The 20718-nt window shown below is 61.6% G+C and carries 19 protein-coding genes and 1 pseudogene; 11 read left to right on the top strand and 9 right to left on the bottom strand.

What is annotated here, in order from left to right:
- The first annotated feature begins 11 nt into the window (after window positions 1-11).
- From hutH to ABX75_RS03240, 11 genes are all read left to right on the top strand, one after another.
- Window positions 12-1544, top strand: a complete 1533-nt coding sequence (gene hutH / locus ABX75_RS03290) for a histidine ammonia-lyase (protein WP_034111397.1) — start codon at window positions 12-14, stop codon at window positions 1542-1544.
- Between the two features lie 15 nt (window positions 1545-1559).
- A complete protein-coding gene (gene hutI / locus ABX75_RS03285; protein ID WP_034095469.1) occupies window positions 1560-2765 on the top strand; it encodes an imidazolonepropionase in 1206 nt (401 codons plus the stop codon).
- 11 nt (window positions 2766-2776) lie between these two features.
- A complete protein-coding gene (hutG, locus tag ABX75_RS03280; RefSeq protein ID WP_034095470.1) occupies window positions 2777-3577 on the top strand; it encodes an N-formylglutamate deformylase in 801 nt (266 codons plus the stop codon).
- Between the two features lie 302 nt (window positions 3578-3879).
- Entirely contained in the window at window positions 3880-4851 is a 972-nt protein-coding gene (pip, locus tag ABX75_RS03275; RefSeq protein ID WP_034095471.1) for a prolyl aminopeptidase, read from the top strand.
- Entirely contained in the window at window positions 4848-5285 is a 438-nt protein-coding gene (gene dtd, locus ABX75_RS03270; RefSeq protein ID WP_034095472.1) for a D-aminoacyl-tRNA deacylase, read from the top strand. Before pip ends, dtd begins: the two co-directional genes overlap by 4 nt.
- 324 nt (window positions 5286-5609) lie before the next feature.
- Window positions 5610-7289: a glucan biosynthesis protein G gene (locus ABX75_RS03265; protein WP_219730119.1), complete on the top strand. Its 1680-nt coding sequence runs from the start codon at window positions 5610-5612 to the stop codon at window positions 7287-7289.
- On the top strand, window positions 7282-9852 hold the full coding sequence (gene mdoH / locus ABX75_RS03260) for a glucans biosynthesis glucosyltransferase MdoH (protein ID WP_034095473.1): 2571 nt from the start codon (window positions 7282-7284) through the stop codon (window positions 9850-9852). Before ABX75_RS03265 ends, mdoH begins: the two co-directional genes overlap by 8 nt.
- Before the next feature lie 186 nt (window positions 9853-10038).
- Complete coding sequence (locus ABX75_RS03255) at window positions 10039-10836, top strand: transporter substrate-binding domain-containing protein (RefSeq protein WP_034095474.1); 798 nt, start codon at window positions 10039-10041, stop codon at window positions 10834-10836.
- Window positions 10837-11055: 219 nt separating this feature from the next.
- A complete protein-coding gene (locus ABX75_RS03250) occupies window positions 11056-11853 on the top strand; it encodes a transporter substrate-binding domain-containing protein (protein ID WP_034095475.1) in 798 nt (265 codons plus the stop codon).
- A 132-nt stretch (window positions 11854-11985) separates the two neighbouring features.
- Window positions 11986-12945 carry an amino acid ABC transporter permease gene (locus ABX75_RS03245; protein WP_034111406.1) on the top strand — a complete coding sequence of 320 codons (960 nt, stop codon included), beginning with the start codon at window positions 11986-11988 and terminating at the stop codon, window positions 12943-12945.
- Window positions 12938-13672, top strand: coding sequence for an amino acid ABC transporter ATP-binding protein (locus ABX75_RS03240; protein ID WP_034095477.1), 735 nt, complete (start codon window positions 12938-12940; stop codon window positions 13670-13672). Before ABX75_RS03245 ends, ABX75_RS03240 begins: the two co-directional genes overlap by 8 nt.
- Window positions 13673-13687: 15 nt before the next feature.
- Here ABX75_RS03240 and ABX75_RS03235 read toward each other — a convergent pair whose 3' ends face one another.
- The 9 genes and pseudogenes from ABX75_RS03235 to hisI all read right to left on the bottom strand — a co-directional run bounded on the left by ABX75_RS03235 (window position 13688) and on the right by hisI (window position 20718).
- Entirely contained in the window at window positions 13688-15595 is a 1908-nt protein-coding gene (locus tag ABX75_RS03235) for a methyl-accepting chemotaxis protein (protein WP_047881451.1), read from the bottom strand.
- Between the two features lie 183 nt (window positions 15596-15778).
- Window positions 15779-16492, bottom strand: a complete 714-nt coding sequence (locus tag ABX75_RS29890) for a methyl-accepting chemotaxis protein (protein ID WP_371263977.1) — start codon at window positions 16490-16492, stop codon at window positions 15779-15781.
- A 144-nt stretch (window positions 16493-16636) separates the two neighbouring features.
- Window positions 16637-17599: pseudogene (locus ABX75_RS29885) on the bottom strand (methyl-accepting chemotaxis protein); the annotation flags it as partial.
- Window positions 17600-17784: 185 nt separating this feature from the next.
- Window positions 17785-18492, bottom strand: coding sequence for a 16S rRNA (uracil(1498)-N(3))-methyltransferase (locus ABX75_RS03225; protein ID WP_034111410.1), 708 nt, complete (start codon window positions 18490-18492; stop codon window positions 17785-17787).
- Window positions 18489-19280: a twin-arginine translocase subunit TatC gene (tatC, locus tag ABX75_RS03220; RefSeq protein WP_034095481.1), complete on the bottom strand. Its 792-nt coding sequence runs from the start codon at window positions 19278-19280 to the stop codon at window positions 18489-18491. The genes ABX75_RS03225 and tatC overlap by 4 nt, the downstream gene beginning before the upstream one ends.
- Window positions 19277-19675: a Sec-independent protein translocase protein TatB gene (gene tatB, locus ABX75_RS03215; protein ID WP_034111411.1), complete on the bottom strand. Its 399-nt coding sequence runs from the start codon at window positions 19673-19675 to the stop codon at window positions 19277-19279. The genes tatC and tatB overlap by 4 nt, the downstream gene beginning before the upstream one ends.
- Window positions 19676-19685: 10 nt before the next feature.
- Window positions 19686-19964 (bottom strand): twin-arginine translocase TatA/TatE family subunit, encoded by a 279-nt coding sequence (locus ABX75_RS03210; RefSeq protein WP_017738835.1) that lies wholly within the window; start codon window positions 19962-19964, stop codon window positions 19686-19688.
- 26 nt (window positions 19965-19990) lie between these two features.
- Window positions 19991-20323 (bottom strand): phosphoribosyl-ATP diphosphatase, encoded by a 333-nt coding sequence (locus ABX75_RS03205; protein WP_003209299.1) that lies wholly within the window; start codon window positions 20321-20323, stop codon window positions 19991-19993.
- A gap of 2 nt (window positions 20324-20325) precedes the next feature.
- Window positions 20326-20718 carry a phosphoribosyl-AMP cyclohydrolase gene (gene hisI / locus ABX75_RS03200; RefSeq protein WP_034095483.1) on the bottom strand — a complete coding sequence of 131 codons (393 nt, stop codon included), beginning with the start codon at window positions 20716-20718 and terminating at the stop codon, window positions 20326-20328.

Below are 20718 nucleotides of genomic sequence, written 5' to 3'. Positions count from 1 at the left end.
GGAGCATCACTGTGACTGCGCTAAACCTGATTCCGGGCCAACTGAGCCTCGCCCAACTGCGGGCTATCTACCAGCAGCCGGTAACCCTCAGCCTGGATGCCAGCGCATCGGCGCAGATCGACGCCAGCGTGGCCTGTGTCGAGCAAATCCTCGCCGAAAACCGCACCGCCTACGGCATCAACACCGGCTTCGGCCTGCTGGCCTCCACGCGCATCGCCAGCGAAGACCTGGAAAACCTCCAACGCTCCCTGGTGTTGTCCCACGCCGCCGGTGTCGGCGAGCCGATCAGCGACGCACTGGTGCGACTGGTGATGGTGCTCAAGGTCAACAGCCTCAGCCGTGGTTTCTCCGGCATCCGTCGCGTGGTGATCGATGCACTGATCGCGCTGATCAACGCCGAGGTCTACCCGCATATTCCGTTGAAAGGTTCCGTGGGCGCGTCCGGTGACTTGGCGCCCCTGGCCCACATGTCTCTGGTGCTGCTCGGCGAAGGCAAGGCGCGCTACAAAGGCGAATGGCTTGAAGCAAAAGACGCGCTCAAGGTCGCTGGCCTTGCGCCGCTGACCCTGGCGGCGAAGGAAGGCCTGGCGCTGCTTAACGGCACCCAAGTGTCCACCGCCTATGCCTTGCGTGGCCTGTTCGAAGGTGAAGACCTGTTCGCCGGTGCCTTGGCGTGCGGCGGTCTAACCGTGGAAGCGGTGCTGGGCTCGCGCTCGCCGTTCGATGCGCGCATCCATGCGGCTCGCGGTCAGCGTGGGCAGATCGATGCGGCGGCGGCCTACCGTGATCTGCTGGGCGAAAGCAGCCAGGTGTCGCAGTCGCACCAGAACTGCGACAAGGTGCAGGATCCGTATTCCCTGCGTTGCCAGCCGCAAGTGATGGGCGCCTGCCTGACCCAGTTGCGCCAGGCTGCCGAAGTGCTGGTGGTGGAAGCCAACGCCGTATCGGATAACCCACTGGTCTTTGCCGCCGAGGGTGATGTGATCTCCGGCGGTAACTTCCATGCCGAACCGGTGGCCATGGCCGCCGACAACATGGCGCTGGCCATCGCCGAAATCGGTTCACTCAGTGAGCGACGTATCTCGCTGATGATGGACAAGCACATGTCCCAGTTGCCGCCGTTCCTGGTGGGCAATGGCGGGGTCAACTCCGGTTTCATGATCGCCCAGGTCACCGCCGCCGCATTGGCCAGCGAGAACAAGGCGCTGGCCCATCCCCATAGCGTCGACAGCCTGCCGACCTCGGCCAACCAGGAAGACCACGTGTCGATGGCTCCGGCGGCCGGCAAGCGTCTGTGGGAAATGGCCGAAAACACCCGTGGCATCCTTGCCGTGGAATGGCTGGCGGCGTGCCAGGGCCTGGATCTGCGCGAAGGCTTGAAAACCTCCCCCAAGCTGGAAAAGGCCCGGGGCATCCTCCGCAGCCAAGTGGCGTTTTACGACAAGGACCGCTTCTTCGCCCCGGACATCCTCGCCGCCAGCGAACTGCTCGCCAGCCGCTGCCTGAATGAGCTGGTCCCGGGCCAGTTGCTGCCGAGCCTGTAACCCAAGGAGTGTCGGATGAAAACCCTTTGGCAACACTGCCACGTCGCAACCATGGCCCAGGGCAAGTACTCGATCATCGAGGATGCGGCCATGGTCACCGCCGGTTCGCTGATCGAGTGGATCGGCCCGCGCAGCCAGGCGCCCAGCGTGGATTACGCCCAGGTTCATAATCTGCAAGGCGCGTGGGTGACCCCTGGGCTGATCGATTGCCATACCCACACGGTGTTTGGTGGCAATCGCAGCGGTGAGTTCGAGCAACGCCTTGAAGGCGTGAGCTATGCCGAGATCGCGGCGCAGGGCGGTGGGATTGCCAGCACCGTACGCGCCACCCGCGCCGCCAGTGAAGATGAACTGTTCGCCAGCGCCCATAAGCGCCTGCGCAGTTTGTTGCGTGACGGCGTGACCACGGTGGAAATCAAATCCGGCTACGGCCTCGATTTGGCCAGCGAGCGCAAATTGCTGCGGGTGATTCGCCGTCTCGGTGAGGCGCTGCCGGTCAGCGTGCGCGCCACTTGCCTGGCCGCCCATGCCTTGCCGCCGGAGTACAAGGACCGCGCCGACGACTACATTGAGCATATCTGCCAGGAGATGCTGCCGGCCCTGGCGGCCGAAGGCCTGGTGGATGCGGTGGATGCGTTTTGCGAATACCTGGCGTTTTCCCCGGCACAAGTGGCGCGAGTGTTTGACGTCGCGCAGCAACTCGGCCTGCCGGTGAAGCTGCACGCCGAACAGTTGTCCTCTTTGCACGGCTCCAGCCTGGCGGCGCGTTACCAAGCGTTGTCCGCCGATCACCTGGAATTCATGACCGAAGAAGACGCCATCGCTATGGCCGCCGCCGGCACCGTCGCGGTACTGCTGCCAGGGGCGTTCTACTTTCTGCGCGAAACCCAGTTGCCGCCCATGGAGGCCCTGCGCAAGCACGGTGTGAAAATCGCCATCGCCAGCGACCTCAACCCCGGCACCTCGCCGGCGCTGTCTGTGCGCCTGATGCTGAACATGGCCTGCACCTTGTTCCGCATGACCCCGGAAGAAGCCCTGGCCGGCGCTACCCAACATGCGGCCAGCGCGCTGGGCATGGGCGACACACATGGTTCGCTGGAAGTGGGCAAGGTCGCGGATTTTGTCGCCTGGCAGATCGATCGTCCGGCCGACCTGGCTTACTGGCTGGGCGGCGAACTGGATAAACGCGTCGTGCGCCATGGCGTCGATGTCAACGTTTAAGGAGTACCGTTGTGGATAACGTTCTGAACTTCAAGCAAGGCCGCACACCGCTGCTGATCAGCATGCCCCACGCCGGGCTGCGCCTCACGCCTGCGGTAAAGGCCGGGCTGATCCCCGAGGCGCAGAGCCTGCCGGACACCGATTGGCATATCCCTTTGCTGTATGACTTTGCCGAGCAATTGGGTGCCAGCACCTTGTCGGCGGAGTATTCGCGGTTTGTCATCGATCTGAACCGACCGTCCGACGACACGCCGCTGTATGCCGGCGCCACCACCGGCCTGTACCCCAAAACCCTGTTCGATGGCGTGCCTTTGTTTGTCGAAGGCCAGGAGCCGTCCGAGGAGGAACGGGCGACCTACCTGCAGAAAATCTGGGGCCCCTACCACCGCGCGCTGCAAGAAGAGTTGGCGCGGCTCAAGGCTGAGTTCGGCTATGCGTTGCTGTTCGATGCGCACTCGATTCGCTCGGTGATCCCGCATCTGTTTGACGGCAAACTGCCGGACTTCAACCTCGGCACCTTCAACGGCGCGGCATGCGACCCGGAACTGGCCGGCCAGCTCGAAGCCATTTGCGCCAGGCACACGCAGTACACCCATGTGCTTAACGGGCGCTTCAAGGGCGGGCATATCACCCGGCATTACGGCAACCCGGCCGAGAATATCCACGCCGTGCAACTGGAGTTGTGCCAGAGCACCTATATGGAGGAGTTCGAACCGTTCAAGTACCGCGCGGACCTGGCTGAGCCGACGCGAGTGGTATTGAAGCAGTTGCTCGAAGGTTTGTTGGACTGGGGACGCAAGCGCTACGGCTAGGGAGGATCTACAGCGTTGGCCTTACCCTAAGCCAAATACAGTTCCAACTGTGGGAGGGGGCTTGCCCCCGATAGCCATAGGTATCTACATAAGTCTCAAAGGTTGAAATAACTCTGTGGTGAGCGAGCCCGCTCACCACTGCCAAGCCCTCATCCCAAGCCTTGCTTACCTGGGGAGCGAAGGGCTGACACAGGTCTAAGCGCTCAAGGACATGCTCATTGCACAATTCGGGTTTATAGTGCCAGACGGCAGAATAATAGACGTCCCCCCAGGGATGAACCCGACCCCCTACGGAGCGCGCAATGCAGACTTGGTACCCGCAGATCAAACCCTACGCCCGGCACGATCTGGCCGTCGATGACACCCATACCCTGTACGTCGATGAAAGTGGCTCTCCCGAAGGCTTGCCCGTTGTATTCATCCATGGTGGCCCTGGCGCCGGTTGCGACGCCCAGAGCCGCTGCTATTTCGACCCCAACCTGTACCGCATCGTAACCTTCGACCAGCGCGGTTGCGGTCGCTCCACGCCACGCGCCAGCCTGGAAAACAACACCACCTGGGACCTGGTCGCCGACATGGAGCGCATCCGCGAGCACCTGGGCATCGATAAATGGGTGCTGTTCGGTGGCTCCTGGGGGTCGACCCTGGCCCTGGCCTACGCGCAAACCCATCCCGAGCGCGTGCATGGCCTGATCGTGCGCGGCATCTTCCTGGCCCGTCCGCAGGACATCCACTGGTTCTATCAGGAAGGCGCGAGTCGCTTGTTCCCGGATTACTGGCAGGACTACATCGCGCCGATCCCGGCCGATGAGCGTCACGACATGATCGCGGCCTATCACAAGCGCCTCACCGGTAACGACCAGATCGCCCAGATGCACGCGGCCAAGGCGTGGTCCGGCTGGGAAGGGCGCATGCTCGGCTTGTGCCCGAGCCCGCAGCATGTGGAGCGGTTTTCCGAGCCGCAGCGGGCGTTGTCGATTGCGCGCATCGAGTGCCATTACTTCACTAACCACTCGTTCCTGGAACCCAACCAACTGATCCGTGACATGCATAAGATTGCGCACCTGCCTGGCGTAATCATCCATGGGCGCTACGATATGATCTGCCCGTTGGATAACGCTTGGGAATTGCACCAGGCGTGGCCCAACAGCGAGCTGCAGGTGATCCGCGAGGCGGGGCATGCGGCGTCCGAGCCTGGCATCACCGACGCGCTGGTGCGCGCGACCGGCGAAATGGCCCGGCGTTTGCTCGACCTGCCGCCTGAAGAAGCATGAAGGGGCTGCTGCAACGGGTGCGTGGTGCCCGGGTCGAGGTAGCAGGTGAAATCGTAGGGGCCATCGATCAGGGGTTGCTGGTGCTGGTGGCCGTCGAGCCTTCAGATACCCCTGAGAGTGCCGACAAATTGCTGCACAAGTTGCTGAACTATCGGGTGTTCAGCGATGACGAAGGCAAGATGAACCTGTCGCTCAAGGACATTGACGGCGGTTTGCTGCTGGTCTCGCAATTCACCCTGGCGGCGGATACCAAGAGCGGCTTGCGGCCCAGCTTCTCCACGGCGGCCCCTCCGGCCCTGGGAGCGGCGCTTTTTGAGCACTTGCTGTTACAAGCGCAACAATTGCATGGCAGGGTGGCGTCGGGGCGTTTTGGCGCGGATATGCAGGTGCATTTGGTCAATGATGGCCCTGTGACCTTCCTCTTGCAGACGTGAATGTATTGAAAACGACTTTTAATGCTTAAAAACGCAGGATTTCGCTACAAATACTTCGTTGCCCCTGATGCGTTGTCTCGCGGGCTACTAGATAATCGCGCGCTACGGGGATCAGCGTTGTTTGGTCCATTTTTGACTTAGGTAGAGACTTGTCCGACAACCATTGGGGAATCATTTTGACCCAGGGGAGTCGGAACAATGCTCGCCAACCTGGCATATAGATAGCTGGCCGTTGGTTTTTTGATCTGTTTTCGGCGAGGGTTGCTCGTGATTGTTAGTCCCTGTAATGCACCAAAATTGTCTGCCAAACGGTTACGAAACGCACTGGTGACGGGCTCTGCCCTGTTTTGCCTGTTCGGCGCGGGTCAACTGTGGGCATTCAGTCTGGATGATGTGTCGGCCAAGGCGAAAGAGCTGGCCGGGCAGAAGTACGAAGCTCCGCGCAGCAATCTGCCGAACGAATTCCGCGAAATGAAGTTTGCGGACTATCAGAAAATTCGTTTCCGCAATGAAAAAGCCGAGTGGGCCGATCAGAACACCCCGTTCAAGCTGTCCTTCTATCACCAGGGTATGCACTTCGATACGCCGGTGAAAATCAACGAAGTCACCGCTGACAGCGTTCAGGAAATCAAATACGACCCGTCGCGTTTCGATTTCGGTGATGTGAAATTCGATCCTAAGGCCACCGAACAACTGGGTTATGCCGGTTTCCGTGTTCTGTTCCCGATCAATAAGAGCGACAAGCAAGACGAAATCATGACCATGCTCGGCGCCAGCTACTTCCGCGTCGTGGGCAAGGACCAGGTCTATGGCCTGTCCGCCCGTGGCATGGCGATCGACACTGCGCTGCCGTCCGGCGAAGAATTCCCGCGGTTCACCGAGTTCTGGATCGAGCGTCCAAAGCCGGGTGACAAGCACCTGGTGATCTTTGCCCTGCTGGATTCGCCGCGCGCGACCGGCGCCTATCGCCTGATCCTGCGTCCGGGCACCGACACTGTGGTCGACGTCAAATCCCAGATGTTCCTGCGCGACAAGGTCAGCAAACTCGGGGTGGCCCCGCTGACCAGCATGTTCCTGTTCGGCGCGAACCAGCCGTCCAAAGTGCTCAACTACCGTCGCGAACTGCACGACTCCAGCGGTCTGTCGATCCATGCCGGCAACGGCGAGTGGATCTGGCGTCCACTGAACAACCCTAAACACCTGTCGGTCAGCAATTTCAGCGTAGAGAACCCGCGCGGTTTCGGCCTGCTGCAACGTGGTCGCAACTTCAGCCACTACGAAGACCTGGACGACAACTACGACAAGCGCCCAAGCGCCTGGATCGAACCTGAAGGCGACTGGGGCAAGGGCTCCGTGGACCTGGTTGAGATCCCGACCGCCGACGAGACCAACGACAACATCGTTGCGTTCTGGAGCCCGGAAAAACTGCCGGAAGTCGGTCAGCCGCTGGACGTAGCCTACCGCCTGCACTGGACTCTGGACGACGCCGCGTTCCATTCGCCGGACAGTGCCTGGGTCAAGCAGACCCTGCGTTCCACCGGTGACGTCAAGCAATCCAACCTGATCCGTCAGCCGGATGGCAGCGTCGCTTACCTGGTGGACTTCGAAGGCCCGTCCCTGAAGAAACTGCTGCCGGACGCGCCTGTGCGCAGCCAGGTGAGCGTGGGTGACAACGCTGAACTGGTTGAAAACAGCGTGCGTTACAACGAGCACACCAAAGGCTGGCGCCTGACCCTGCGCATGAAGATCAAGGACCCGAGCAAACCGACCGAAATGCGTGCCGCCCTGGTGCAGGACGTTGCTCAGCCAGAGCCTGAGCATGTGTCGACCCAGGTCCTCAAGGCCGACAAGGTATTGGCCAAGCAACACGAGAAACAGGCCAAGAAAGACGCCAAAGACAAGGAAGCCAAGCAGCCAGAAGCTGTCCCAGCCACGCCGGAGCCGATCAAGACCGAACAGGTCCTGACCGAAACCTGGAGCTATCAGTTGCCTGCCGATGAGTAATTCTCAAGTCCAGCCAGAGACTCTGTCCGAGTATCTGGCGCATCTTCCGATGACTGCAGAGCAGCGCGCCGAACTGGCGGGCTGCTCCTCCTTCGCCGAATTGCATCAACGCCTGTCGTCCGCGACCTTCGACGAACCGGTCGACGCCGCTCAAGCGTCGGTGGGTCGCCGGTTGACCCTCAGCACGGCCGAAGAGCTGCAAGACGCCGAAATGCTTGCGGTCGATGCTGCCGGTCGCGTATGCCTCAAAGCCACGCCGCCGATCCATCGCACCCGGGTGGTGCCGGAGCCGTGGCGCACCAATATTCTGGTGCGCGGCTGGCGCCGCCTCACCGGGCGCAGCAACCCGCCCAAACCGCCGAAGGATGAACGGGTATTGCCGGCCGCGCGCTGGCGCACCGTCGGTTCGATCCGTCGCTATATCCTGTTGGTGCTGATGCTCGGCCAGACCATCGTGGCCGGCTGGTACATGAAAGGCATCATGCCGTACCAGGGCTGGTCGCTGGTGGACTTCGACGAAATCCGCAATCAGACCCTGCTGCAGACCGCCACCCAGGTGCTGCCTTACGCCCTGCAAACCAGCATCCTGATCATGTTTGGGATTTTGTTCTGCTGGGTGTCGGCCGGTTTCTGGACAGCGCTGATGGGCTTCCTGGAGTTGCTCACTGGCCACGATAAATACCGGATCTCCGGTAAAAGTGCCGGCAACGAGCCGATCCCGAAAGACGCTCGCACCGCGCTGGTGATGCCGATCTGTAACGAAGACGTGCCCCGGGTATTCGCCGGCCTGCGCGCCACGTTCGAATCGGTGGCCGCGACCGGTGACCTGGACCGCTTCGACTTTTTCGTGCTCAGCGACAGTAACGACGCCGACATCTGCATCGCCGAGCAGCAGGCCTGGCTCGACGTGTGCCGCGAAGCCGGTGGCTTCGGCAAGATCTTCTATCGCCGTCGCCGTCGTCGCGTAAAACGTAAGAGCGGCAACCTCGACGACTTCTGCCGTCGTTGGGGCGGTGACTACAAATACATGGTGGTCCTCGACGCCGACAGCGTGATGAGCGGCGAATGCCTGACCAGCCTGGTGCGCCTGATGGAAGCCACGCCGGATGCCGGGATTATCCAGACCGCGCCGCGTGCGTCGGGCATGGACACCCTGTATGCGCGCATGCAGCAGTTCGCCACTCGTGTATATGGCCCGCTGTTCACCGCTGGCCTGCACTTCTGGCAGCTGGGTGAATCCCACTATTGGGGTCACAACGCAATCATCCGCATGAAGCCGTTTATCGAGCACTGCGCCCTGGCGCCGTTGCCGGGTAAAGGCGCGTTCGCTGGTTCCATCCTGTCCCACGACTTCGTAGAAGCGGCGCTGATGCGTCGGGCCGGCTGGGGCGTGTGGATTGCCTACGACCTGCCGGGCAGCTATGAAGAACTGCCGCCGAACCTGTTGGACGAACTCAAGCGTGACCGTCGCTGGTGCCACGGCAACCTGATGAACTTCCGTCTGTTCCTGGTTAAAGGCATGCACCCGGTGCACCGTGCGGTGTTCCTGACCGGCGTGATGTCCTACCTGTCGGCGCCGTTGTGGTTCCTGTTTCTGGTGCTGTCCACCGCGTTGCTGGCGGTGAACACCCTGATGGAGCCGCAGTACTTCATGGCGCCGCGCCAGTTGTACCCGCTGTGGCCGCAATGGCATCCGGACAAAGCAGTGGCGTTGTTCTCCACCACTATCGTGCTGCTGTTCCTGCCTAAATTGCTGAGCATCATCCTGATCTGGGCCAAAGGCGCGAAGGAGTTCGGCGGCAAGTTCAAGGTCACGATGTCCATGCTGCTGGAAATGCTGTTTTCCATGCTGCTGGCGCCGGTGCGGATGATTTTCCACACCCGTTTCGTGCTCGCCGCGTTCCTCGGCTGGGCCGCGACCTGGAATTCGCCAAAGCGTGATGACGACTCCACCACCTGGGGTGAAGCGTTCAAGCGCCACGGCACGCAAACCTTGCTGGGCTTCCTGTGGGCCCTGCTGGTGGTGTGGTTGAACCCAAGCTTCCTGTGGTGGCTGGTGCCGATTGTCGGGTCGCTGATGTTGTCGATCCCGGTGTCGGTGATCTCCAGTCGGGTGAACCTGGGCCTCAAGTCCCGTGACGAGAGCCTGTTCCTGATCCCTGAGGAATACAATCCGCCCCAGGCGCTGGTGTCGACCGACAAGTACACCCACGAAAACCGTTGGCACGCCCTGCACGACGGCTTCGTGCGCTCGGTGGTCGACCCGCAGCAGAACGCCCTGGCCTGTGCCTTGGCGACGTCGCGTCACGGTCAGGCCGAGCCGATCGAGTACCTGCGTGCCGAACGCGTGCGCCATGCGCTGAAAGTCGGCCCCGCCGGCCTCAACAATGCCGAACGTGTGGCCTTGCTCAGTGATCCGGTGGCCCTGGCCCGCCTGCACGAGCTGGTCTGGAGCGAAGGGCACGCCGAGTGGCTCGCCGCCTGGCGTGAGTCGATCAAGGCTGACCCGCACGCGCCGTTGCTGCCTCTGCAACCGCTGTCGTCCCAGGCCCAACCGGCCTGATTCAAACACCCCCGAGGGCTTACCTCGGGGGTGTTTCAAGCGCTTTTCCTACAACGATTTCTTTCCCTCCAAAAGCTAGCTAACTCCTTGTAATTTCGAAACAAAATACCCCTGCCAAGGGCGTATTGACGTGCCCGTGGCTGGGATAGGATCGCCCCCCAATTCGTTTCGGCCACAGGGGGATTCATGATCAAAAGGTATTGTGCGGCGTTGCTGCTGAGCGCCGTCGCCTGGGTACAACAGGACGTGCAGGCAGGCGCTATAGACGATGCTGTACGGCGCGGTGTGCTGAAAGTGGGCACCACTCCCACCTATGTGCCCTTCGAAATGACCGATAAGCAGGGGCGTATCGTCGGCTTTGAAATTGACCTGCTCACGGTCATGAGCCAGGCCATGGGCGTGGAGCTTGAACTGGTCTCGGTGCCTTACACCGAGTTGGTACCGGGGTTGCTGGCCAGAAAGTTCGACATGATCGGCAGTGGCATGACCGTGACCCAGGAGCGCAACCTGAAGCTCAACTTCAGCGACTCCTTCATTGTGGTAGGCCAAACCGTGTTGCTGCATCCCAGCCTGGTCGGCAAGGTCACCAGTGTTGAAGACCTGGACGATCCCCATTACCGCATCGCCACCACCGAAGGCACCACCGGCGAAGCCGCGGCGCGGCGCTTTTTGGGGGCGGCGCGATTGAGCCGTTTCGCCACCCCGGAGGAGGGTGTGCGCCACGTGGTGGATGGCAAGGCCGATGCGTTTATCCACGATGCGCCCTATAACCTGATCGCCCTGAGCCGTGCGGAAAACAGTGCTTTGCTCTTGCTGGAGCAGCCGTTCACCTTCGAACCGCTGGCCTTTGGTTTGAAGAAAGGCGACTTCGACAGCCTCAACTGGATCAATCATTTCTTGAATCAGGTCGCCCAGGACGGCACCTACGATCGCCTGCATGACAAGTGGTTCAAGGACACGGACTGGCTGGCGGAAATCGATTGAAAGTCATAACTGCTTACACAACAGTTATCTGCCTTCATGACCTGGGCGCGTGTCTACCCCCTGTGCTGGATCGTCGCGTTGTGGGGTTTTTCTGACATGCGCAATAACAATTACCCGTGAAACCTTTGTGACCGGCAGTGAGTGGGTTAGGATCGCACCCCGAAATGGCGCAGCCCTTTTGTGCGCCGACCTTATAAGAATCGTTCAGGGGACTTGATGATGAAAAAGTATCTTTCGATGCTGCTGCTAGGCGTCACCGCACTGGTCGCGGCCACTGCGGCCCAGGCCGGCGCCATCGACGATGCGGTCAAGCGCGGCACGCTGAAAGTCGGGATGGACCCGACTTACATGCCGTTCGAAATGACGGACAAGCGCGGCGAAATCATCGGTTTCGAAGTCGACATCCTCAAGGCTATGGCCAAGTCCATGGGCGTCAAGCTGGAGCTGGTCTCCACCGGCTATGACGGCATCATCCCGGCCTTCTTGACCGGCAAGTTCGACATGATCGGCAGCGGCATGACCCTGACCCAGGAACGCAACCTGCGCCTGAACTTCAGCGAACCGTTCATCGTGGTCGGCCAGACCCTGCTGATCCGCAAGGACCTGGAAGGCACCATCAAGTCCTACAAAGACCTGAACGACGAGAAATACCGCCTGACTTCCAAGCTCGGCACCACCGGTGAAATGGTCGCCAAGAAGCTGATCTCCAAGGCCAAGTACCACGGCTACGACAACGAGCAGGAAGGTGTGCTGGACGTGGTCAACGGCAAGGCCGATGCCTTTGTATATGACGCGCCGTACAACGTGGTGGCCGAGAAGAAAGTCGGCAACGGCAAACTGGTGTTCCTGGACGAACCGTTCACCTTCGAGCCCCTGGCGTTCGGTTTGAAGAAAGGCGACTACGACAGCATCAACTTCATCAACAACTTCCTGCACCAGATCAAGAACGACGGCACCTACGATCGCATCCATGACAAGTGGTTCAAGAGCTCCGAGTGGCTCAAGGACATGGAATAAGGTCCGACTGAACACCGCGTAGCGCCCATCGCGGGCAAGACTGCCACATTTGACTGTTGGAACTCGGTCAAGTGTGGGAGTGGGCTTGCCCACAATGGCGGCCTACCAGGCAACACACATCCGGAAAGCTCAATGAAACAGAAAAAAGCCCAATGGCCCTGGCACCTGCTGACGGTGGTCGTGCTGGTTGGCTTGGCCGGCGCCTTGTATTACGCCACCTCGCTGATGTCCTACGAATGGCGTTGGAACCGCGTACCGCAGTACTTCGCCTATCAGGCGGAAACTGCCCAGCGTGCGGCGGATATCTCCACCGTCGTCGAGCTGGTACGCAATGGCGATGTGGCCGAAGTCACCTTGCGCAATGACGCGGGCGTCGAGCAAAAGCTCACCGTCGCCGACAACAGCTTGCAAGTGGCCCGCGGCGATGATGTGGCCGAGGGCGATGTGGTCGGTGTGACCCGGCACTGGGCGTTGGGCCCGTTGATGTGGGGGCTGTGGACCACGTTGTGGCTGTCGGTGGTGTCCGGCATCCTGGGCCTGGTGATCGGTCTGGCGACCGGCCTGTGCCGCTTGTCCAGCAACCCGACCCTGCGCGACCTGTCGACGATCTATGTCGAGTTGGTGCGCGGCACGCCGCTGCTGGTGCAGATCTTCATTTTCTATTTCTTTATCGGCACGGTGCTCAACCTTTCCCGCGAATTTGCCGGGATCGCCGCGCTGTCGCTGTTTACCGGCGCCTATGTGGCGGAAATCGTGCGCGCCGGTGTGCAGTCGATCACCCGTGGTCAGAACGAGGCCGCGCGATCCCTGGGCCTGAGTGCCAGCCAGTCGATGCGTCACGTCGTGTTGCCCCAGGCGTTCAAGCGCGTGTTGCCGCCGCTGGCCGGGCAATTTATCAGCCTGGTCAAGGACACCTCGCTGGTTTCGGTGATCGCCATCACCGAACTGCTCAAGAGCGGCCGCGAAGTGATCACCACCTCGTTCTCACCGTTCGAAATCCTGTTCTGCGTCGCAGGCCTGTACCTGCTGATCAACCTGCCGCTGTCGAAAATGGCCAGCCGGCTTGAGCGGAGGCTCGCGCAAAGTGATTGAAGTCCGCGATCTGGTAAAAGTCTTCGATACCCGTGGGCAGGTCGTCCGCGCGGTGGATAACGTCACCACCCAGGTGGCCAAGGGCGAAGTGCTGGTGGTGATCGGCCCGTCCGGTTCCGGCAAGTCCACCTTCCTGCGCTGCCTCAATGGCCTGGAAGAATTCGACTCGGGCTCGGTGAGCATCGACGGCCTGCAACTGGCCGATCCGAAAACCGACGTGAATGCCTATCGCCGCGAAGTCGGCATGGTGTTCCAGCACTTCAACCTGTTCCCCCATATGACCGTGCTGGAAAACCTGTGCCTGGCGCAGAAAGTCGTGCGCAAGCGCGGTAAGCAGGAGCGTGAGGCCAAGGCTTTGGCGCTGCTGGAAAAGGTCGGTATCGCGCAAAAGGCCAACGAGTTTCCATCCCGCTTGTCCGGCGGTCAGCAACAGCGGGTAGCCATCGCCCGGGCATTGGCGATGGACCCCAAAGTGATGCTGTTCGACGAGCCCACCTCGGCCCTCGACCCGGAAATGGTCGGTGAGGTGCTCGATGTGATGAAGACCCTGGCCCTGGAAGGCATGACCATGGTCTGCGTCACCCACGAAATGGGTTTTGCTCGCGAAGTGGCCGACCGTGTGCTGTTCTTCGATCACGGCAAGTTGCTGGAAGACGCGGCCCCCGCCGCGTTCTTCGATGCCCCCAAGGACCCGCGCGCCCAAGCCTTCCTGCGCCAGGTGCTGTAACCGGCCGGGGCGCGTTCAGACCTTGAACCGCCCCACACATGCCTGCAGATCCGTGCCCAACCGGGCCAGCTCAGTGCTCGCCGCGGCCGTTTGCTCACTGGCGGTGGCGGTCTGTTCCGACACGTCCCGCACCTTCAACACGCTGCGATTGATCTCTTCGGCCACCGCGCTCTGCTCCTCGGCCGCCGCGGCGATCTGTGGGTTCATTTCCTGAATCACCCCCACCGTGCGTGCGATCTCCATCAAGGCCTCGCCGGCGTTGCGGGTCAGGCCGACGCTTTGATCGGTCAGCGCACGGCTGTTGTCCATAATGTCGGCCACCTGTTGCGTGCCGTTGTGCAAACCGCCGATCAGTTCCTCGATTTCCTCGGCGGACTGCTGGGTGCGTTGGGCGAGGCTGCGCACTTCATCGGCGACCACCGCAAAGCCTTGGCCGGCCTCCCCAGCACGGGCCGCTTCGATGGCGGCGTTGAGGGCCAACAGGTTGGTCTGCTGCGACACCGACTTGATCACTTCCAGTACGCTGCCGATCTTCTGGCTCTCCCGTTGCAGCCCCAACATGGCCTGGCTGGAGCGCGCCATTTCATGGGCCAGATGCTCGATCTGCGCCACGGCATCCGTCACCACTCGGTCGCCCAGCTCGGTTTGCTGGTTGGCCTGCTTGGCGGCGATCGACGCCTGTTCAGCATGCCGCGCCACTTCCTGGGCGGTGGCCAGCATTTCGTTCATGGCGGTGGCGACCTGTTCGGTTTCGTCGCGTTGATTGTTGACTCCCGAACGGGTCTGTTCGGTGACCGTGGACAGCTCCTCGGCGGCGCTGGCGATCTGCCTGGCGTTGTCGCTGATGTTGCCGATCAGGGCGCGCAGGTTGAGCGTCATTTGCGTCATGCTGCACTGCAATTGGCCCAATTCGTCCCGGCGTCGGGTCTGGACATCATGGCTCAAGTCGCCTTCGGCAATGCGATTGGCCACCGCCAGGGCTTTGCGCAATGGCTTGACGATCTGCCCGGCGATAACCCAAGCGGCCAAGGCGCCGAAGATCAGCGCGGCGGCCGTGGTCGCCAAGGTCTGGGTACGGGCGTGATCGGCGGCGAGGTCGCGTCGTTGGGTCTGGTCCTGGCTCAACAGGTCGCTCTGCGCGAGCAGTTGATCCAGCTGTTGCTCCAACTGGGCTTGCGCGGTCTCGGTGCTCAGTTGCGCCTCCTTGAGGCGGGTGAGATGGGTGCGGATGCTTTGCACGGCGTTGGTCAGCGCGCTGTTATCCACCGGCAGCTTCGCCACGGCGGCGAGGGTCAGTTCCAGGCTGCGCTCCGCGTCGCTGACGGCCTGGGCGTAGGCCTCCAGCGAATCGGCGGCCCAGGCCGCGCTCTGGGCGCTGTCTTCGGCGTGCCCAATGGCCTGGCGGAGATTCTCGATAGCATCCAAGGCCTTTTCATCCTCCTGATCCGGCAGGTCGCTGGCCAATTGCGCCAGTACATCGCCGATGCGCACGGTGCTTTGTTTCAATTGCTCGCGGGCGTTTTCCCGTTTCTCCACGCGGGTGGGTATGTCCTTGAGGGTCGTTTTGAACGCATCGGACAGACGCGTCATCTCCTGTAAATACTGAATGGACTGGGCGACTTTGAGGCGGTTGGAGAGCTCTGCCAGCGCGGCCTCGACTTTTTCCATGCCGTGGCTTAATCGATCGAGGCTTTTGGCATCGTCCAGCGTGCGGTAAACGATGCGATCGGAGCGCTGTTCTTCGCCGGCCACGGCCAATTGCGCGAGCACGGTGAGGGTTTGCGAGCGGTAAAGGGATGCGGCCAGGGCCTGCCAGCCGGTCACGGCGATGACCAGGCTCAGGGCCAGTACCAGGGCGAAGCCCAGGGCCAGTTTGAGGGTGACGCTGGCGTCGCCCAATAGGTGAGTCATTCGACGAAGCATGGTTAACCTCCGACAAGTGAACGAGGGACGTTCGTCAACGTATCGGCGCACCACGGGCGCGCTAACGCGGTGAACTGAGTTCAACGCTAGTTCTGTTGTCGGTGGGGAGAGCCTGAAAAACTCGTAGGAAATTTCACAGGCTGACAACGGCGACCCGAGGCAGGTCGCCGTGACACAGGGGGGTCAGACGCGGAAGCGGCCGACCAGGGCTTGCAGGTGGGTGCCCAGGCGCGCGAGTTCGGTGCTCGACGTGGCGGTCTCTTCGCTGGCGGCGGCGGTCTGTTCCGAGATGTCGCGCACGTTCAGTACACTGCGGTTGATCTCTTCGGCCACGGCGCTCTGCTGCTCGGCGGCGGTGGCGATCTGGGAGTTCATCGCCTGGATCGTCGATACGGTACGGGTGATGCTGGCCAGGGCACTGCCGGCGCGGCGGGTCAGTTCGACACTGCTGTCGGTGAGGCCGCGGCTGTTGTCCATGATGGCCGCCACCTGCTGAGTGCCGGTTTGCAGGCCGGCAATCAGCTCTTCGATCTCTTCGGTGGACTTTTGGGTGCGCTGCGCCAGGCTGCGCACTTCATCGGCCACCACGGCGAACCCGCGCCCGGCTTCACCGGCCCGTGCCGCTTCAATCGCGGCGTTGAGTGCCAACAGGTTGGTTTGCTGGGCCACGGACTTGATCACATCGAGCACGCTGCCGATCTTGTCGCTTTCGCGCTTGAGGTCGCCCATGGCCTCGGTGGAGTTGCCGACCTCTGTGGCCAAGCGCTCGATCTGGGCAATCGCCTCGCCCACCACCTTGTCGCCCTCACGGGCCTGCTGGTCGGCGGCCACGGCGGCTTCGGAGGCTTCTTCGGCATTGCGCGCCACTTCCTGCACGGTGGCGGCCATTTCGTTCATGGCGGTGGCCACCTGATCGGTTTCGACCTTCTGGCTGTTGACCCCGGCACTGGTCTGTTCGGTCACGGCGGACAGCTGTTCGGCGGCGCTGGCGATCTGGGTCACGCCATCGCTGATGCCGCCGATCAACTCACGCAGGCCCACGGTCATGCTTTGCATGGCCCGTTGCAGTTGGCCCAGTTCGTCCTGGCGCAGCGAGGTCAGGTTGTGGCTCAAGTCGCCCGAGGCGACGCGCTCCGCGACTTTGAGGGTCTGCTCCAGCGGGAGGATGATCTGGCGGGTGATGGCCCATGCGGCCACGAGACCGAAGATCAGTGCCAGGATGGTCGCGAGCAGCAACAGGTTTTTTGCGTGGGCGGCGTCGGTGTCGCGCACGACAGTCTGAGAGTCAGTCAGTTTGTTGCTGCGATCAATCAGGATATCGCCTTGGGCGCCCATGATTTTCAGGGCAGCAGCGCTGGCCAATTGGGAGTCCCGGAATTGGCTGACCGCTGCGCGGTAGGCTTGCAACGAGACGCTGGCCTGTCCCAGATTGTTCGAGAATTGATCGCCAATCTGGCCGTTGAGGCTGGCAATTTTCTTGAGGGCGTTATCAATGGCATCCAGCGCGGGCTGTTCGGCTTCGACTTTGCCGCTGTAGGTGTAGCCACGAACCTGGAAGCGGGCCTGCTGAATCAGCTTGCTCAGTTCGACGATGCTGTTGAACTGGCTGACGCTGTCGCCTTGCAATAGAGCCTTTTCAACTTCAGCGACCTTAGCCACCGCGTTGTCGGCGGTATCGCCCAGCTTGCTACGGGCGTTCTCTCGGTTGGCACCGGCTTGTGCCATGGCCTCGAAGGCGCGTTTGTAGGTTTCGACCGCTGCTAGTTGGTCTTCGATCAAGGCGATATCGGCGGGTTGTTCGATCAGTGTGCGCGCGGTTTTAAGGCCGCTGTCCAGTTGCCCCAGCAGCCCGCTGACGGCGGTGGTTCCCTGTTCGCCGCGACGCATTTCATAGTCCAGGCGCGCAATGCGCAAGTCCTTGGTCAAGTCATTGAGGCTGGCGATATAACCCAGTTTGTCCCCTCGGCTGATTACCCCCGACAGCCCGGTCCAGCCAGTGAGCATGATCAATAGGGTCAGCAGCAGCACCAGGCCAAAGCCTACCGCCAGCTTGGTTTTGACACTGACATTCCCCAGTTTTTCGGCTAACCAACGATACATGCTGCAAACTCCCCTGGAACAAGGCTTGGACTTATCCAAGCCTTATCGGCTGCCTAGGGCGTTTCTGTAGGAATCAGCAGTTGGGGGCGTCAGAACAGGCGGGCAAGGAGAGCCGTCACGGCCGTTTCGACGCGCAGGATACGTGCACCGAGTTGCACCGGTTGCAAGCCGGCCTTGGTCAGCAATTCCACCTCGTAGGGGATCCAGCCGCCTTCCGGTCCAATCGCCAGGGTGACCGGTTCATCCAAGCCGCGCGGGCAGGCCGGGTAATCCCCCGGATGACCGATCAGGCCCAAAGTGCCCTCGGTCATGGCCGGCAGACGGTCTTCAACGAACGGCTTGAAGCGCTTTTCGATGATGATCTCGGGCAGCACGGTGTCGCGGGCTTGCTCCAGGCCCAGGATCAGTTGCTCACGGATCGCCTCGGGCTCCAGGAACGGGGTCTGCCAGAAACTTTTCTCTACCCGGTAGCTATTGACCAGCACCACCTTGGGCACACCCATGGCCGCCACGGTTTGCAGCACTCGGCGCAGCATCTTCGGGCGGGGCAGGGCCAGCAACAGGGTCAGGGGCAGTTTGGCCGGCGGCGGCAGGTCGAAGCTGACCTGTAACTCGGCCTCGGCGGCCTCAAGGCGCAGCAGGTGCGCATTGCCCATCAGCCCGCCGATGCGGCCGACGCGCAGGTTGTCGCCCACCGCCGCGCGGTGGACGTCCTGCATATGCACCAGGCGTCGATCCCGCAGGATCACTCGGTCGGCCGCGATAAAGTCGGCGTCTTCCAGCAGCAGCAGGTTCACGGTTGGGTCGCTGGCGGCTGGTCGTCGTCGGCGGGTTGGTCATCCGGGTGGTCGCTGCGCTTGCTGATCAGGCCACTGAACAGGATGCCGATCTCGAACAGCATCCACATCGGCACGGCCAGCAGGGTCTGGGAGAAGATGTCCGGCGGGGTCAGGATCATGCCGACCACGAAGCAGCCGATGATCACGTACGGGCGGATTTTCTTCAGGTACTGCACGTTGACCACGCCGATCCATACCAGCAGCACCACCGCCACCGGGATCTCGAAGGCCACGCCAAAGGCGAAGAACAGCGTCATCACGAAGTCGAGGTAGCTGGTGATGTCGGTCATCATCTCCACGCCGGCAGGTGTGGCGGCGGCGAAGAATTTGAAGATCAGCGGGAACACCAGGAAGTAGGCGAAGGCCATGCCGGTGTAGAACAGCAGGATGCTCGACACCAGCAACGGCACCGCGATGCGTTTCTCATGCTTGTACAGGCCCGGAGCGATAAAGCCCCAGATCTGATGCAGGATCACCGGGATCGCCAGGAACAGCGAGACCATCATCGTCAACTTCAACGGCGTGAGGAACGGCGAGGACACATCGGTGGCGATCATCGTCGCGCCGGCCGGCAGGTACTGGCGCAACGGCGTGGAGACGAACGTGTAGATCTGCTGGGTAAAGGCGAACAGCCCGGCAAAGATGATGAAGATCGCCGCTACGCAACGCAGCAGGCGGGTACGCAGCTCGGTAAGGTGCGAGACCAGCGGCATGTGCTGGTCGTTTTCCGGTTTATCAGCGCTCATGGGGCTCGCGGCGGCAATGTAGGGTCATGGGGAGCGGGCGACGCGGTGGGCGCCGGTACTGGCTCTGGCGGGGTTGGAGCGGTGTCGGCGGCTGGGGCTGGTGCAATGCTGTGTTCAGCCACCGGCTCCACCGGTTTGGCCGGCTCCTGCACGGGCGACAGGATCTTGCGCGCCTCTTGCTCCAACGACAGGATGTGTTCGTTGTGCAGTTGCCGGCGGATCTCGTCCGCGCCGATTTCCCGTTCAACTTCCTGTTTGATGGCGTTGAAACTGCGTTTCAGGCGCCCGATCCACAGCCCGGCCGTGCGTGCGGCACCGGGCAGGCGTTCCGGCCCCAGCACCAACAGGGCCACGAGGCCGACGAGGAGCAGTTCAGAGAAGCTGATACCAAACATTAGTCAGTGCTCACGAGTCTTTGCGGGTCGGCTCTTCGACTTTTTCAGCCTGCACGTCGAAGGTGCGACGCTCGGTGATAGGCTGGGCGGCCTGGGGGTGCACAGGCTGGGCCGGTGGCACCGGATTGGCCGCAGGGTCGGCGGGTTTTTCGTCGTCGTTCATGGCCTTGCGAAAGCCCTTGATCGACTCGCCCACGTCGGTGCCGAGGTTTTTCAGTTTCTTGGTGCCGAACACCAGCACCACCACCACCAGAATGACGATCCAGTGTTTCCAGTCAAAAATGCCCATGCTGCAAATCCTCTAATCAACGTTATTCAAGCGGACGGGCGCGAGGCCTTTTCGGCGTGCCCGGACAGGCCGAAGCGACGGTCCAGTTCATCCAGCACGGCCTGCGGATGCTGCCCCAGTTGGGCGAGCATGACCAGGCTGTGGAACCACAGGTCGGCGGTCTCGTAGATCACATCGCTGCAGTCGCCACTGATCTGAGCGTCCTTGGCGGCAATGATGGTCTCGACCGATTCTTCGCCGAGCTTCTCCAGGATCTTGTTCAAGCCCTTGTGGTACAGGCTGGCGACGTAGGAGCTGTCGGCGTCCGCACCTTTGCGGTCCTCCAGCACCTGGGCCACACGGTTCAGGGTATCGCTCATGTTCAGTGTCCTGCGGAGTAAATGGCGTGCGGGTCTTTGAGCACCGGTTCGACCACTTTCCACTCGCCGTCCTCGAACACGCGATAGAAGCAGCTGTGACGGCCGGTGTGGCAGGCAATGCCGCCGATCTGCTCGACTTTCAGGATGATGACATCCCCATCGCAATCCAGACGCAGCTCGTGCAGGGTCTGCACATGCCCGGACTCTTCGCCCTTGCGCCACAGTTTGCCACGCGAACGTGACCAGTAGATGGCGCGCTGCTCAGCGGCGGTGAGGCTCAGGGCCTCGCGGTTCATCCAGGCCATCATCAGCACGCGCCCGGTCTTATAGTCCTGAGCAATGGCTGGCACAAGGCCGTCACTGTCCCATTTGATTTCGTCCAGCCAGTCTTTCAT

The sequence above is a fragment of the Pseudomonas sp. ARP3 genome (assembly GCF_001029595.1).
Classification (GTDB): domain Bacteria; phylum Pseudomonadota; class Gammaproteobacteria; order Pseudomonadales; family Pseudomonadaceae; genus Aquipseudomonas; species Aquipseudomonas rhodesiae.
This window is presented reverse-complemented; position numbering and strand designations above follow the sequence as displayed.